The sequence below is a fragment of the Sphingomonas sp. QA11 genome (genome assembly GCF_028473665.1).
Taxonomy (GTDB): domain Bacteria; phylum Pseudomonadota; class Alphaproteobacteria; order Sphingomonadales; family Sphingomonadaceae; genus Sphingomonas; species Sphingomonas phytovorans.
Window position 1 is genome coordinate 3773313 of record NZ_CP098774.1, and the last position, 15246, is coordinate 3788558.

At 66.8% G+C, this 15246-nt stretch carries 10 protein-coding genes; 1 reads left to right on the forward strand and 9 read right to left on the reverse strand.

Features of this window, described 5'->3' with window-relative positions:
• The first annotated feature begins 12 nt into the window (after positions 1-12).
• A complete protein-coding gene (locus NDN01_RS17440) occupies positions 13-2520 on the forward strand; it encodes an ABC transporter permease (protein WP_272623014.1) in 2508 nt (835 codons plus the stop codon).
• Positions 2521-2628: 108 nt separating this feature from the next.
• Here NDN01_RS17440 and NDN01_RS17445 read toward each other — a convergent pair whose 3' ends face one another.
• The 9 genes from NDN01_RS17445 to NDN01_RS17485 form a co-directional block, all read right to left on the reverse strand.
• Positions 2629-3177, reverse strand: coding sequence for an NADPH-dependent FMN reductase (locus NDN01_RS17445; protein ID WP_272623015.1), 549 nt, complete (start codon positions 3175-3177; stop codon positions 2629-2631).
• Positions 3177-4745, reverse strand: a complete 1569-nt coding sequence (locus tag NDN01_RS17450; protein WP_272623016.1) for an aldehyde dehydrogenase (NADP(+)) — start codon at positions 4743-4745, stop codon at positions 3177-3179. Before NDN01_RS17450 ends, NDN01_RS17445 begins: the two co-directional genes overlap by 1 nt.
• A gap of 198 nt (positions 4746-4943) precedes the next feature.
• Positions 4944-6173, reverse strand: a complete 1230-nt coding sequence (locus NDN01_RS17455) for an SGNH/GDSL hydrolase family protein (RefSeq protein ID WP_443025253.1) — start codon at positions 6171-6173, stop codon at positions 4944-4946.
• Positions 6174-6192: 19 nt separating this feature from the next.
• Positions 6193-7308: an endo-1,4-beta-xylanase gene (locus NDN01_RS17460; RefSeq protein ID WP_272623018.1), complete on the reverse strand. Its 1116-nt coding sequence runs from the start codon at positions 7306-7308 to the stop codon at positions 6193-6195.
• On the reverse strand, positions 7305-8771 hold the full coding sequence (locus tag NDN01_RS17465) for a mannitol dehydrogenase family protein (protein WP_272623019.1): 1467 nt from the start codon (positions 8769-8771) through the stop codon (positions 7305-7307). Before NDN01_RS17465 ends, NDN01_RS17460 begins: the two co-directional genes overlap by 4 nt.
• A 91-nt stretch (positions 8772-8862) precedes the next feature.
• On the reverse strand, positions 8863-10275 hold the full coding sequence (gene uxaC / locus NDN01_RS17470) for a glucuronate isomerase (protein WP_272623020.1): 1413 nt from the start codon (positions 10273-10275) through the stop codon (positions 8863-8865).
• On the reverse strand, positions 10272-11618 hold the full coding sequence (locus NDN01_RS17475; protein ID WP_272623021.1) for an MFS transporter: 1347 nt from the start codon (positions 11616-11618) through the stop codon (positions 10272-10274). The genes uxaC and NDN01_RS17475 overlap by 4 nt, the downstream gene beginning before the upstream one ends.
• A 22-nt stretch (positions 11619-11640) precedes the next feature.
• On the reverse strand, positions 11641-12852 hold the full coding sequence (gene manD, locus NDN01_RS17480; protein ID WP_272623022.1) for a D-mannonate dehydratase ManD: 1212 nt from the start codon (positions 12850-12852) through the stop codon (positions 11641-11643).
• An 11-nt stretch (positions 12853-12863) separates the two neighbouring features.
• Entirely contained in the window at positions 12864-15242 is a 2379-nt protein-coding gene (locus tag NDN01_RS17485) for a glycoside hydrolase family 3 N-terminal domain-containing protein (RefSeq protein ID WP_443025254.1), read from the reverse strand.
• Positions 15243-15246 lie beyond the last annotated feature (4 nt).

A 15246-nucleotide genomic window follows, 5' to 3' on the forward strand; every position in this document is an offset into this window, starting at 1 on the left:
CGGAGACCCGCCATGTGGCGCAACTACCTGACCGTCGGCATCCGAGCGCTCGCCAAGAACCGCGCCTATGCCTTCATCAACATCGCGGGCCTCGCGCTTGGCATCGCGGCATGCCTGCTGATCCTCGGCTTCGTACGCTACGAATTCAGCTACGATAGCTGGCTGCCCAATGCCGACCGCACCTTCGAACTGCAGGATTTCTATAGCCCGACCGAGTCCGGCGGCCAGGAGATGAAGCTTCAGGTGACGAGCTACGCCGCCGGCGTCGCGCTGAAGAAGGATTTCCCCCAGATCGAGCGTGCGATCTATGTGAAGGGCACCAGCGTCGTCGTGCTCAAGGACGGCCAGCCCTCGACGGTCCAGGAGACGCTCCTTGCCGACGGCCCGCTGTTCAGCGTGGTGGAGGTGCCCTTCCTTCATGGCGACCCCGCACATGCGCTCGATGACCCGCATGCGATGGCGCTGGGCGAGACGCAGGCCAGGATCCTGTTCGGCAACGGCAACCCGATCGGCCGCACGGTGACCCTGATGTTCGGCGATGTCACCGCCGACTACCGCGTGACGGGCGTGTACAAGGACATGCCCAGGAACACGTCGCTCGCGATGAACATGGTCGTGCGCTTCGATCCCCAGGCCTTTTTCGCCAAGTCCCCCTCCGTACTCACAAGCTGGAACAGCCAGGCCGGCAACTATCTTGTCCGCCTGAAGCCCGGCGTCGACGTGAACACGATCAACGCCGCGCTGCCCGCCTGGGAAAAGCGCAACATTCCCGACGAGGACAATGGCACGCGCAAGCAGAATGCGGGCGACAACCAGGACTGGAAACTCGTCAACCTCCGCGACATCCATCTCGGCGAGGCACAGATGGCCACGATGCGGCCGGGCAATGACAAGACGACGATCATCACCTTCGCCATCGTCGCGCTGCTGATCATGGCCATGGCGTGCGTCAACTTCACCAACCTCGCCACCGCCCGTGCCACCCAGCGCGCCCGGGAAGTCGCGCTGCGCAAAGTGCTCGGCGCGACACGCCAGCAGCTCATCACCCAGTTCATCGGTGAATCGATCCTGCTCGCGGCGATCGCGATGCTGGTGGCGTTGGCCGTGGTGGAGATCACCCTGCCCGGCCTCAACGCCTTCCTGAAGGCGGACATCTCGCTGCGCTATTTCGCGCTCGACGGGCTGATCTTCCCGGTGATCGGCCTCACCCTGCTCGTCGGGCTGGCGGGTGGCGTCTATCCGGCGCTCGTCCTGTCGCGCTTCGAACCGGCACGCGTGCTGAAGGCCAACAAGTCCGCTGCCGACGCCGAAGGCTCCGGGCGGCTGCGCAATGTCCTGGTGATCGGCCAGTTCGCCGTGTCGATCGGGCTGATCATCTGCACCTCGATCGTCTATGCCCAGACCGTTTACGCACGCACCAGCGACGCCGGATACAAGCGTGACGGGCTGATCCAGATCGGGAGCGTCGGCCGGCCCCAGGCGGAAGCCGTGGCCCGGCCGCTGATGGAGGAGATGAGGCGCATTCCGGGCGTCACCGCCGTCGCCCGCTCGACCATCTCGGTCAATGGCGGCAACAATGCGGTGACCACGGTCAGCCTGCCGGGTAGCTCGAATCCGGTCGCGCTCGGCGTGTATGGGGCCGATCCGGATTTCTTCAAGGCAATGGGCATCAGGCTGATCGCCGGCCGCACCTTCTCCGAGAGCCAGCCGCGCGACGACGCGACCACACCTCAGCCGGCCCAGCCCGAGGCTGAGCGGGCACTGGTCCAGCGCGGGCTGAACATCATCCTGAGCGAGGAAGCGGCGCATCGGCTCGGTTTCGCCCAGGCGGAGACGGCGCTCGGCAAGACGGTGATGGCCAGTATAGTCGACGGCGAATATGGCCTGGTGCCGGCGACCGTGATCGGCATCGTCGCCGATGCCCGGTATCGCTCAGCGCGCGACCCGTTGCAGCCGATGTTCTATTTCTACCAGACCAACGGCTACAACAGCATGGCGGTACGCTTCCAGGGTGTCGAACCCAAGCTGGCCTATGACCAGGTCGCCGCGGCGTGGAAGCGCCAGGTGCCCGACGTGCCGTTCGACGCCAAGTTCGTCGACGATATCGTGCGCGATCTCTACAACGCCGACGAGGCACGGGCGAAACTGTTCGGCGCCTTCGCGATCCTCGCGGTGGTGATCGGATGCCTCGGACTGTTCGGCCTCGCTTCCTTCACCGCCGAGCGGCGGACCAAGGAGATCGGAATCCGCAAGGTGCTGGGAGCCCGCACCGGCGACATCCTTCGGTTGCTGGTGTGGCAGTTCAGCCAGCCGGTGCTGATCGCGAACCTGATCGCTTGGCCGATCGCCTGGTGGGTGATGCGCGGGTGGCTCAACGGGTTCGAAAGCCGGATCTCGCTGACCCCGATGCCGTTCCTGGTGGCCGGCCTGCTCGCGGTGATGATCGCGATCGGGACCATCTCGGCCCATGCCTGGCGCGTCGCACGCACCAGCCCGATCCGCGCGCTGCGCTACGAATGACGGGGCGCCACGAATGACAGAACGTCGCGGCAGGCTCTTTCCTCGGCCTGCCGCGGCACATGCCGGCAAGATCGACGCGGGCAGATCGACGGGGATCGAGCCGCCCGGTCAGAGCGAAGCGACGAACCCCGCCACAAACCGTCCAAGCCTGACGCGCACGGCATCGTCGATCAGGTTGCCCTCGCCGTCGAACGCCTGCCCGGCACCAGGGACCATCAGCTTCTGGCCGCTCCACAGCTCGGCGCCGAGCGTGCGCAGCGTCGGCAACCAGCCATTCTGCGACAGGATCGTCCCGAAATTGCCGGGCGAGGCACCGATCAGCGCGACTGGCTTGCCGCCAAACACACGGGGAATGTCGGAGGCCGGGCGCGACATCCAGTCGATCGCGTTCTTGAACACGCCGGGCACCCCGTTGTTGTACTCAGGCGTGACGAGCAGCAGCCCGTCGGCCTCGGCCACCGCATCCTTCAGCACGGCGACGGCGGCGGGGATTCCCTCCGCCGCCTCGACATCGCCATTGTAGAGCGGGACGCCGGCGATCGTATGGATCGTCAGTTCGTGGCCCTCCGGCATCGCCTCCCGCGCAGCCCGCAACAGGCCGGCATTGTAGGAATGCCGCCTCAGGCTTCCCGAGATGCCGACCAGCCGCACGCCCATCAGCGCTTGCCGTCCACGAGGCGCTCGATCCCGAGCGGGTTGGCCTGCTTCAGCGCTGCCGGGAGCAGATCGTCGGGCAGGTCCTGGTAGGAGACAGGGCGCAGGAAGCGATCTATCGCCTTGCTGCCGACCGAGGTCGAGCGGCCATCGGCGGTCGAGGGATAGGGCCCGCCATGGACCATGGCGTGCGCCACCTCGACACCGGTGCCGAAGCCGTTGACCAGGATCCGGCCGACCTTGCGCTCAAGGTGCGGGATCAGCTTCGCCGCCTCGGGATGATCAGCCTCGACGATGTGGATCGCCCCGGTGAGCTGGCCCTCGAGATGATCGACGACATTGGTCACCGTCTCCAGATCGGCGCAGCGCACGATCAGCGACGCGGCACCGAAGATTTCATCCTGCAGCTCGTGATGAGCCAGGAAATCCTCGGCGCTGGTCTGGAACAGGCCGGCCTGGCCCTGGCAGTGATGCCCGGCCTTGCCACGCGCGACCGTCTCGACGGTGTTGTGGCTGCCGATCGCCTCGACGCCCGTCTGATAGGCCTTGGCGATGCCCGGGGTGAGCATCGTCGCTGCCGGCATGTCGCCCAGCGCCGCCGCCGCCGCCGCGACGAAGGTGTCGAGATCGGGGCCGTCGATGCCGAGGATCAGGCCAGGGTTGGTGCAGAACTGGCCGGCGCCCAGCGTCAGCGAGCCGACGAACGCCTTGGCGGTCGATTCCGCCTTCGCCGCGAGGGCGTTCGGGAACAGGATGACCGGGTTGATCGAGCTCATCTCGGCATAGACCGGGATCGGCTCGGGACGGTTCTGCGCGATCTTCATCAGCGCGGTGCCGCCGCCGCGCGAGCCGGTGAAGCCGGCTGCCTTGATGCGCGCGTCGGCAACCAGGCCCTGGCCGATGGTGCGGCCGGAATCGAACAGCAGCGAGAAAACGCCTTCGGGCAGGCCGCAATCGGCGACGGCTTTGCGCACCGCGCGGCCGACCAGTTCGGAGGTGCCGGGATGCGCGCTGTGCGCCTTGGCAACGACCGGGCAGCCGGCGGCGAGCGCCGAGGCGGTGTCGCCGCCCGCGACCGAGAAGGCGAGCGGGAAGTTGGACGCGCCGAACACGGCGACCGGCCCGACCGGGATGTTGCGCAGGCGCAGGTCGGGTTTCGGCGCCGGGGTCCGCGCCGGATCGGCATGGTCGATGCGCACGTCGAGATAATGGCCGTCGCGCACGACCTGGGCGAACAGGCGGAGCTGGCCGCACGTCCGACCGCGCTCGCCCTCGAGGCGGCCGCGCGGCAGGCCGCTCTCGGCCATGGCGCGCTCGATCAGTTCGTCGCCGATGCCCATGATATTGTCGGCGATGGCTTCGAGGAACCTGGCGCGATCCTCCGGTGAGGTCTCGCGATAGGTGTCGAACGCTGCGTCGGCGAGGGCGCAGGCGGCATCGAGATCCTCAAGCGTGGCGCCGCCGAATGCGGGCTCCATCGGCTCGCCGGTCTCCGCCTGGACCGCGCGAATCTCGCCCTGGGTGCCGCGCACGGCGCGCGCGCCGATAAACATTTCGCCGTTGATCGTCATGCTGATCTCCTTGGCCGCTTCCGCGGTCGGTTAGGGGTGTAGGTAATCACGGTTTCGGCGCGTGCGAGGGGCAATGAAGCCCCGATCGGGCAACGCCGATGAATTCTGCGCCGCTACCAGACACGGCGAGGCAGGTCTGTGGCGCCGCCGGTGTCGCGGTGTCAAAGCCCTTGTTCGACGCGGCGGTACGACTGGATGTCACTTGAACAACGCCAGCGGGACGGCGTCGCCCATCGCGCGGTGGCCGGCGACGCTCGGATGCAGATGGTCGCCTTTGTCGACATCGGCGCGCATCCGCATCGGATTGGCGGGATCGCGCATCACCGCGTCGAAATCGACCACGGCATCGAAATTGCCGGGCGCGCGAATCCATGCGTTGATCGCCTGCCGGTCGGCCTCGTTCTGCGCATCCGGGTGATAATAGTCATTGCCGCCATAGGGCAGGATCGTGCCACCGATCACCTTGATGCGGGCGGCACGGCCGCGCTGGACGATCTGGCGATAGGCGCCGATGATCCGGCGGACGAGCGCGGCATGCGCCTCCGGGGTCTGCGGGGCGTCGCGCGTGAAGGTGCCAAGATCGTTCACGCCCTCGAGCACGATCAGATAGCGAACGCCGGTCTGGCCCAGCACGTCGCGGTCGAAACGGGCGAGCGCATTGGGGCCAAGCCCGTCGAGCAGCAGCCGGCCGCCGCCGATCCCGTGGTTGAGCACCGTGACATTGCGGGTGGCGGGCGAGGCCTGGAGCCGGTCGGCCAGCCGATCGGGCCAGCGATCATTGCCGTTGGTGGTCGAGCCGTTGCCGTCGGTGATCGAATCGCCCAGCGTCACGATCGCGCGACCATCGGTCGCGGCCATGATCTCGACCCCGGCGATCTGGTACCAATGCTCCACCGTCTTCGCGCCGGTCAGCTCGACATCGGCCACCTTGTTGCCATGGACGACATAGGAGGTGGCGCGCGACCCGGGATGGCTTGTCTGGCGCGCGGGCGCGTCGGGCAGATGCAGGGTGATCGCCACGCTGGCCAGCCCCCGCACCGGCAGCCGAACGGGATCGGACAGATAGCTGGCACCGGCCGGGATCGTCACCTCGGCCGCACCGTCGAAAGTGAGTGCCCGGTCGCTTGCGAGATCGATCTTCGATGACGCGCCACCCGCCGCCAGCGCGACATGCGCCGCATCGATGCGCAGCGGTTCAGTACCGAACGCGTTCGACAGCATCACTCTGATCTGCGATCCCCCGGCACTGACCCGCACCACCTGGCGCAGCGTCGCGTCCCTGAGATCGGCGTCGGGCAGCGCATTGTTCGGTTCGGGAATCTGTTGCGACGAGGCCCAGCTTCGCAGCCAGGTTTCGCGCGGCGCCGGCGCCGCCGAGCCGGCCACCGTCACGCACAACAGGGATGCGGCGATCATGCGCGTGATCATGCTCATCGGCCAATCCCTCCTATCGTGCCTGCGCCGCGGCCAGCGCGGCCGCGACCGCCGTGCGAAGCGGCCTTGGCTCATAGTTCATGCCGTAAGGGCAGCAGCGCTTCGCCAGCCCGTCGGGACGCGGCGTCAGGCCTTGCAGCCAGCTATATTTGTCGGAGATTCCCCAGAACAGCACGGTATCGAGCTGCGGATAGACGAGCAGGGAATCGAGAAAGGCCCTGGCATAATCCGCCACCGCACGGTCGCGGGTCGCGATGTCGGTCGGCAGCAGCTTGTCGTTCACGTCCATCTCGGTGACGAGCAGCTTCAGCCCCATGCCGGTGACCGCGTCGAGGAAGTGGCGCCACGCCTTTTCGTCGCGGGCGCCGAACGGGACGCCGCCGCCCTGCCCCGGCGCGCCGATATGCGACTGGATGCCCAGCGCATCGACCGGGGTGCCACGCTTCTTCAGCGCTTCGAGCAGCTTGAGCACGCCGCTGCGGTGGAGTTCGTTGCCCGGCTCCCAGCTCATATAATCATTATAGACGAGCTGCATGTGCGGCGCCGCGGCGCGAGCGGTGCGGAAGGCGAGGTCGATGACATTCTCCGCGCCAAGCGGCGCGGTCAGCACGGTCTCGCGCAGGCCGCCGGTCTTCTCGTCGACCGCTTCGTTGACCACGTCGAAGCTCGGCAGCACCCCGGCATAGCGGCCAGCCACGGTCGAGACATGCCCGGTCAACAGGCGTTCCGCCTCGGCGCGCGGGTTGGGGCCGAAATCATGCTCGACCAGCCATTTCGGATAGCGCTCGGTCTTCTGCCACAGCAGGGTATGCCCGCGCACGCCGAGCCCGACCGACGTCGCCCAGGCGATCAGCGCATCGGCGGCACGGAAGTCGAAGCTCCTCGCGTCCGGGCGAACCGCCTGCCATTTCAGTTCGTTCTCGGGCACGATCAGTCCGCACTGCGCCGCGACCAGGGCGCGGTAGCGGGGGTCGCGAAGCCCCTTGCCGCCCAGGCACGTTCCGAAACGGATGCCGCGTGGTTTGCCGATCGCATCTAGTCCGGGCGACGCGGCCAGCGCGTTGCCGGGCACGAACAGGGCAACGGCTGCCGCGGCGCCGATCGCCTCGCGCCGTGTCAGGTCGGTCATGCGAACGCCTCCGCCGTTGCGCGCGCGCCGTTCGCGATGAGCGCCGCCAGATGTCGCGTGAGCGTGGCGCGGAACTCTTCGTCGGTAGCAAGGACTGACGGGAAGATCGCATCGATCGATAGCAGCGCGGTCACCTGCGCCTCAGCATCGGCCACGCCATCGAGCCGCGCGGCAGTGACGGCGGCCAGCGGATCGTCAACCACATGGGCGGCACTGCTGTCGTCGCGACCGCCCTGCCAGCGCATCCAGGCAGCGACCGCCAGCGCGAGCGCGTCGACGCACAACCCCTTGGCCCGCCGTGCCGTGATCGACGCGAGCAGGCGCTGCGGCAGCTTCTGCGATCCGTCCATCGCGATCTGGCGGGTGCGGTGCTGGAGCGCGGGATTGGTAAAGCGCTGCATCAGCTCGCTGCGATAGGCAGCAACATCCAGCCCGGGCGGCGGCGACAAGGTGACCTCGGCCTCGTCCCACAGCGCCTCGACGAAGCGCCTGAAAGCCGGGATGGCGACGACCTCATGGACGAACTCGATGCCCGCCAGCCCGCCGAGATAGGCGATGCCCGAATGCGCGCCGTTGAGCAGGCGCAGCTTGGCTTCTTCCCACGGCGCGACCGACGCGGTGATCTGTACGCCCGGCGTCTCGAACGCGGGACGCGGGCCGCAGAAACGATCCTCGATCACCCATTGCAGGAATGGCTCGGCCTTCACCATCGCCTGGTCGCTCATGCCGAGCGACGCCTCCAGCCCGGCGATATCGACCGACGTGGTCGCCGGGACGATGCGGTCGACCATCGTCTCAGGAAAGGCTCCCTCGGTTTCGATCCACTCCGCGAGCGCCGCGCCATGCGCGCGGGCGATGGCCAGCACCGCCTGCTCAAGCCGCCGGCCATTGTGCGGCAGATTGTCGCACGAGATCGCGGTGAACGGGGGCAGGCCGCGATCGCGACGCGCGGCGAGCGCCGCGACGAGGAACCCGGGCGCGGTCCTGGGTGCGGTCAGGTCTGTGCAGTCGGCAGCGACATCGGGGTCGCCGGCGAGCAGCGCGCCGGTCGCCGGGTCGAGCTTATAGCCTTTCTCCGTCACGGTCAGCGTCACAATATGCGTATCTGGATGCGCCAGCCGCTCGACCAGGGCTTTCGGGTTCTCGGGCGCGACCAGCACTTCGCGCACGACACCCATGACCTTCAGGCTGTCGCCCGATCCGTCCCGGGTGACGACGGTGTAGAGCCCGTCCTGCGGGTTCATCTCGTCGCGCACGCCGGCCGAGCGCAACGACGCCCCGGTGATGCCCCAGCGCAGGTCGCCGGATTCGAGCGCTGCCTCGAACACCACCGCCTGGTGCGCGCGGTGGAAGGCGCCGATGCCGAGATGGACGACGCCGGATTTTACGATGGAGCGGTCGTAGGAAGGGACGGCGACGGTTGAAGGTAAATCGCCAATCGTCGCAGATGAGAGTCTTGTCATTTCTTTCCTTCCCCGGCGAAGGCCGGGGTCCAGTTAAGACCGGCCCGATACTGGGCCCCGGCCTGCGCCGGGGAAGAGTAAGGAGGTCTGCTCACAGCTTGTACGCCGCCTTCGCCAGATCATAGGAAAGCGCCTTCGCAAGCTGATGCGCTTCGTCTTCCTCGAGCCGGTGCTCGGCGACGAGCTGGGCCAGGAAAGTACAATCCATCCGCCGCGCGACGTCGTGCCGCGCTGGGATCGACAAAAAGGCACGCGTATCGTCGTTGAAGCCGACCGTGTTGTAGAAACCCGCCGTCTCGGTCGCGCGCTGGCGGAAACGGCGCATGCCCTCGGGGCTGTCATGGAACCACCAGGGCGGGCCGAGCCGCAGCGCCGGATAGTGACCGGCGAGCGGTGCCAGCTCGCGGCTGTACGTGTCCTCGTCGAGCGTGAAGAGGATCAGGGTCAGGCGCGGATCATTGCCATAGGCGTCGAGCAGCGGCTTGAGGTTGTGGACGAACTCGCTGGGCAGCGGGATGTCCGCCCCCTTGTCGCGGCCGAAGCGCACCAGCACGCCCGGATTGTGACTGCGGAAGGCGCCGGGATGGAGCTGCATCACCATGCCGTCCTCGATCGACAGGCGCGCCATCTCGGTCAGCATCTGGCCGCGAAACAGCTCGGCTTCGGCGGCGCTTGCCTGTCCTGCGCGCACCTTCGCGTAGAGCGCCTCGGCCTCGGCGGCCGGGAGATTGGCGGTGAAAGCGCTCGGATGGCCATGGTCGGTCGAGGTCGCCCCCGCCTCGCGGAAGCGCGCGCGGTGGAACTGGTGCGCGCGCAGATAGCCGGCGAAGGTCGAAATGTCCTCGCCCGCCGTCTCGCCGAAACGGGCGATATTCTCCAGGAAGCCAGCAGCCTCCGGGTCCATCACCGGATCAGGACGATAGGCAGTCATCACCCGGCCCTGCCAGCCGCTCTCGCGGATCGCGCGGTGATGGTCGAGCGGATCGAGCGGGCTCTCCGTGGTGGCGATCGCCTCGATGCGGTAGCGTTCGAACAACGCACGCGGACGGAAGGCCGGGGTCTTCAGCGCCGCGTCGATCGTCTCGTAATAATGATCGGCGGTCGCCGGCTCCAGCCGCACGTCGAGGCCGAAGCATTCGACGAACACCCAGTCGAGCCACATCGACGACGGCGTGCCGCGAAACAGATGATAGTTCTCGGCGAAGATTTTCCAGATCGCGCGCCCGTCGGTCTCGGTCGGGGTGCCGTCCCGGGTGGGCACGCCAAGCTTCTCCAGCGGCACGCCCTGGCTGTAGAGCATGCGGAAGACATAATGGTCAGGCACGATCAGCAGCTGCGCCGGATCGGCGAAGGGCTGGTCATAGGCGAACCAGGACGGATCGGTATGGCCGTGCGGGGAGATGATCGGCAGATCCTTGACACCGGTGTACAACGCACGCGCGATGTCGCGCGTCCGGCCCTCGGCAGGGAACAGGCGGTCGGGGTGGAGCGTCAGCTTGGTCATTGGTTGCCTTCATTGTGCGCGAGAACGGCCGGCTCCCAGCGCGGCACGATCAGATGGACGACGAGCAGCGCGAGCAGGTAGGAACACGCCGCGAGGATGAAGATCGGCTGGAAGCTGCCGACGGTGGCGAGGATATAGCCGGCATATTTCGCCATCAAGGCGCCACCGATCGCGCCGGCAAGGCCGCCGAGCCCGATCACCGACCCTGCCCGCCAGCGCGGAAAGAGATCGCCCGGGATAGTGTAGACATTGGCGGAGAAGCCCTGGTGCGCGGCGCAGGCGAGCCCGATCAGCCCGGCCGCGACCCACATGTTAGGCGCGGCGGTGGCGAAGGCGATGGGCAGCGCGAACAACGCCATGAAGAACATCGCCGTCTTGCGCGACCGGTTGATGCTGTAGCCCTTGCCGATCAGCCGCGACGAGATCCAGCCGCCCGCCACCGAGCCGACATCGGCGATCAGATAGATCATGACCAGCGGCGGCCCGAAATCGAGCATCTTCACATGATATTGCTTGTTGAAGAAGTCGGGCAGCCAGAACAGGAACGTCCACCATACCGGATCGATCAGGAAGCGGCCGGCCATGTAGGCCCAGGTCTGGCGATGGCAGAACAGGGCGCGATAATCCTGGACCAGCGCGACCACGCCCTCGACGAAGCCGCGCTTCACCCGCACCTGTTCGGGCTGGGCCGGATCGGATTCGATGAAGGCAAGCTCCTCCGCCGACACGCGCGGATGCTTTGACGGTCGGTTGTAGAAACCGAGCCAGGCGACCAGCCAGATCACCGTCAGCAGGCCGGTGAGGATGAAGGCCCAGCGCCAGCCAAACGCGATGGTGATGACCGGCACGATCAGCGGGGTGACGATCGCGCCGATATTGGAACCCGCGTTGAAGATGCCGATCGCGAAAGCGCGCTCGCGCTTCGGGAACCATTCGTTCGCGGCGGCGAGCGCCGAGGGGAAGGTGCCCGCCTCGCCGAACGCCAGCGTCAGCCGCGCGATCATCATGCCGGTCGTGGTGGTGAACAGCACATGGCCCATATGGCCGATGGTCCAGAGGGTGACGGCAATGGCATAGCCGATCTTCGCCCCGACCCGGTCGACCAGCCGCCCGAAGATCACATAAGCGACGCCGTAGGTGAGCTGGAACGCGACCGCGAGATCGGCATAGCCTTGCTCGGTCCAGTGATATTGCGCGGCGAGATCGGGCTTCAGCACCGACAGGACAAGGCGGTCGATATAGCTGAGCACGACCGCCGCGAAGAGCAGGCCACAGACGATCCAGCGGACCTTGCCCGACGGCTTGGGCAGGATCGGCGCTTCCGCGCCGGCGGTCGCGTTCATTGAAATCCCCTCACCTGTCGACTCACCAGTTGGTCATGGTGCCGTCTTCGAGACGGTTCACCGGGAGATAGGCGCGGCTGTATTCGTATTTCGCGGCGAGGACCTCATCGAGGTCGACGCCGAGGCCGGGCTTGTCGCCCGGATGCATCAGGCCGTTGTCATAGGTGTAGGCGTGCGGGAACACCGCATCGGTCTCGTCGGTGTGGCGCATATATTCCTGAATCCCGAAGTTCGGCACCGACAGGTCGAAATGAAGCGCCGCCGCCATGCACACCGGCGAGAGGTCGGTCGCGCCATGGCAGCCGGTGCGGACATTGTGCAGGTCGGCGAAACTCGCGATCCGGCGCAGATGGGTGATGCCCCCGGCATGCACCACGGTCGCCCGGATATAGTCGATCAGCTGCTCCTCGATCAGCTGCTTGCAGTCCCAGATCGAGTTGAAGATCTCGCCCACGGCAAGCGGCGTGGTGGTGTGCTGGCGGATCAGGCGGAAGTTCGCCTGGTTCTCCGCCGGCGTCGCATCCTCGAGCCAGAAGGGCCGGTATTGCTCGAGGTCCTTGCCCAGCCGCCCAGCCTCGATCGGCGTCAGGCGGTGGTGGATGTCGTGCAGCAGGTGCACGTCCCAGCCAAGCGCCTCGCGCGCCTTTTCGAACAGCGGCGGCACCGAACGCAGATACTTCTCGCTCGACCAGACATTCTCGGTCGGCAGATCGGCATCGGCCGGCTCGTAGAAATAGCGATCCTTCGACACGCCATAGGTCGAGGCAAGGCCCGGCACGCCGGACTGGAGCCTGATCGCCTTGTAGCCGAGCGACTGGTAATGAAGCGCGTTATCGATCGTTTCCTCGATCGTCGCGCCATTGGCATGGCCGTACACCATCACGCCTTCGCGGCTCGCCCCGCCGAGCAGCTGATAGACCGGCAACCCCGCGATCTTGCCCTTGATGTCCCACAGTGCCGTATCCACCGCGGCAATCGCCGACATCGTCACCGGACCCCGCCGCCAATACGCCCCCTTGTACAGGAACTGCCACACATCCTCGATCCGGTGCGCATCCCGCCCGATCAGGCACGGCACCACATGATCCTGCAGATAGCTCGCAACGCTCAGCTCCCGACCGTTCAGCGTCGCGTCGCCAAGACCGTACACCCCCTCATCAGTCTCGATCTTCAGCGTCACGAAATTACGCCCGGGGCAACTCACGATAACACGCGCACTGGTAATCTTCGGCATGATGCTTCCCGTCAGGCGATCGTGAGGATTGCGGATTGCAGCTTGGCCGAGCTGTTCCCGACCATGATTTCGACCCGGCCCGTCTCGACGACTTCCTTCATCGCGACGTTCCAGATGCGGAAAGCCTTGGGCCCGAGCGTGAAGCGCACCATCCTGCGCTCGCCCGGCGCGAGCGTGATGCGCTCGAACCTCTTCAAGGCCAGCACCGGCTGCGTAACCGAGGCGTCAAGGTGACGGATATAGAGCTGCACCACCTCATCCCCGACCCGGGCACCATTATTGGCGACCTCTACCGAGACGATCACGCTACCGTCCGGGGCGATCGTCGCGGCGGAAAGGGCCGGTGCGCCGATGGTGAAACTAGTGTAGCTCAGCCCGTGCCCGAACGGGAAAAGCGGCGCTGCATCATCGAACAGATAGCCGCGTCGCGCGCTCGGCTTGTGGTTGTAGAAGAACGGGATCTGCCCCGCGTCGCGCACGATGGTGACCGGCAGCTTGGCGCCCGGGTTGATGTCGCCGAACAACGCGTCGGCCATCGCGGTACCGCCCTCCTGCCCGACATACCAGCAATCGAGGATCGCGTTCGCCTTGGCCGCGATGGTCGGCCAGCTTGCCGGCCGGCCGTGGATCGCAACCACTACCACCGGCTTGCCCAGCGCGTGCAGCGCCTCGAACAACGCGTTCTGCTCGCCCAGAAGGTCGATCCCGGTCCGGTCGCCGAGATGGTTCTTCGCGAAGCCCTCGCGGCTGGTCAGTTCATTGTCGCCGACCGCCAGCACGATCACATCGGCCCTCTTCGCCACCTCGACCGCCTCGGCGATCAGCGCCCGGTTCTTCGCCGGATCGGCGAGGATCACCTCATTGTCAGTCGGGTTCTCGCTGGTGGTGATGAACACGCCCTGGGCATGGATCACTTCCGCCCCGCCAAGCTTCGCCTTGATGCCGTCGAGCAGGCCGATCTTCTGTTTCGGCACGCTCGAATAGCCACCCAGACGTGCAGCCACCGCATTGGGGCCGATCACCGCGATCTTCTGCGCGCCGGCCTTCAACGGAAGAGTGCCGTCATTCTTGAGCAGGCAGATACTCTTGCGCGCTGCCTCGAGCGCAAGCGCACGGGCCTCTTCATTGCCGGTAATCCGCGCGGCGAGCTTCGCATCGCCATAGGGATTTTCGAACAGCCCGGCGCGGAACTTGAGCGTCAGCAGGCGCGACACGGCGGTATCGATCGCCGCCTCGCTCACCCGTCCCGCGCGCACCTTGCCGGCCAGCAGGCGGAAGGCTAGACCGTCGGGCAGTTCGCAATCCACCCCCGCCGCCAGTGCCAGCCGCGCGCCCTCGGCCTGATCCGCCGCGACATGATGGATCTTGTCGAGTTCCTGGACCGCGCCATAATCGCTCGCGACCACGCCGTCGAAACCCCATTCGCCGCGCAGCACGTCGTGCAACAACCATTTGCTGGCATGGCTCGGCACGCCGTCGATCTCGTTGTAGCTCGGCATCACCGCGCCGATCGCGGTACGCTCGACCACCTCACGGAAGGGCGGGAAGAAATTCTCACGCAGTTCGCGCCGCGATATCTGGGCGGGGCCGACATTGGTGCCCGATTGCGGTTGGCCATGCCCTGTCATGTGCTTGAGCGTGGCGAACACCTTGTCTCCGGCCAGCCGCTCGCTTTTGCCGACGCCCTGCAACCCTTCGACCGCGGCGACGCCCATCTCGCCGCAGAGATAGGGGTCCTCGCCGAACGTCTCCTCGATCCGGCCCCAGCGCGGGTCGCGCGCGATATCGACTACGGGCGACAGGACATAAGGCACGCCTCGCGCCCGGGATTCCCGCGCGATCACCGCATTCACGCGGCGCACGAGATCGGTGTCGAAGCTGCCCGCCAGGGCGATCGCCTGGGGAAAGCTGGTCGCCTCGGTCGCCATGAAGCCGTGCAGCGCTTCCTCATGGAACAACACGGGAATGCCCAGCCGGGTCTTTTCCAGCGCCCAATGCTGCGCGGCATTGTTGAAGACGATATTGTCCGCCGGCGTCCGCCAGCGCGCGCCGGTCCCGCCCTCGGTATTGACGATGCCCGGCCCGCCGCGCTTGTCCGACGGCCGGCTGATCTGGCCGATGCCATTGGGATAGGCAATGCTCGCCTTGGCCGGATCGAAGGTCAGGCCGTCCATGATATCGGCCTTGGTCGCCCATAGAGCGATGGTCTGCGCGACCTTCTCCTCAAGCGTCATCCGCCCGACCAGGTCGCGCACCCGATCCGCGATCGGCGCGCGCGCATCCTTGTAGAGTGGCCTGCGCTCGCGCGCGAAGGCGACGCCCGGCGTCAGCGCAGCGACGCTCGCCGTGGACAGCCACACCAGCGCCTGGCGCCGACCGATCGCACACATCTTC

Coding starts and splice junctions, on each gene's coding strand:
- NDN01_RS17440 (WP_272623014.1), top strand. CDS start 13: ATGTGGCGCAACTACCTGACCGTCGGCATCCGAGCGCTCGCCAAGAAC.
- NDN01_RS17445 (WP_272623015.1), bottom strand. CDS start 3,177: ATGGGCGTGCGGCTGGTCGGCATCTCGGGAAGCCTGAGGCGGCATTCC.
- NDN01_RS17450 (WP_272623016.1), bottom strand. CDS start 4,745: ATGACGATCAACGGCGAAATGTTTATCGGCGCGCGCGCCGTGCGCGGC.
- NDN01_RS17455 (WP_443025253.1), bottom strand. CDS start 6,173: ATGATCACGCGCATGATCGCCGCATCCCTGTTGTGCGTGACGGTGGCC.
- NDN01_RS17460 (WP_272623018.1), bottom strand. CDS start 7,308: ATGACCGACCTGACACGGCGCGAGGCGATCGGCGCCGCGGCAGCCGTT.
- NDN01_RS17465 (WP_272623019.1), bottom strand. CDS start 8,771: ATGACAAGACTCTCATCTGCGACGATTGGCGATTTACCTTCAACCGTC.
- uxaC (WP_272623020.1), bottom strand. CDS start 10,275: ATGACCAAGCTGACGCTCCACCCCGACCGCCTGTTCCCTGCCGAGGGC.
- NDN01_RS17475 (WP_272623021.1), bottom strand. CDS start 11,618: ATGAACGCGACCGCCGGCGCGGAAGCGCCGATCCTGCCCAAGCCGTCG.
- manD (WP_272623022.1), bottom strand. CDS start 12,852: ATGCCGAAGATTACCAGTGCGCGTGTTATCGTGAGTTGCCCCGGGCGT.
- NDN01_RS17485 (WP_443025254.1), bottom strand. CDS start 15,242: ATGTGTGCGATCGGTCGGCGCCAGGCGCTGGTGTGGCTGTCCACGGCG.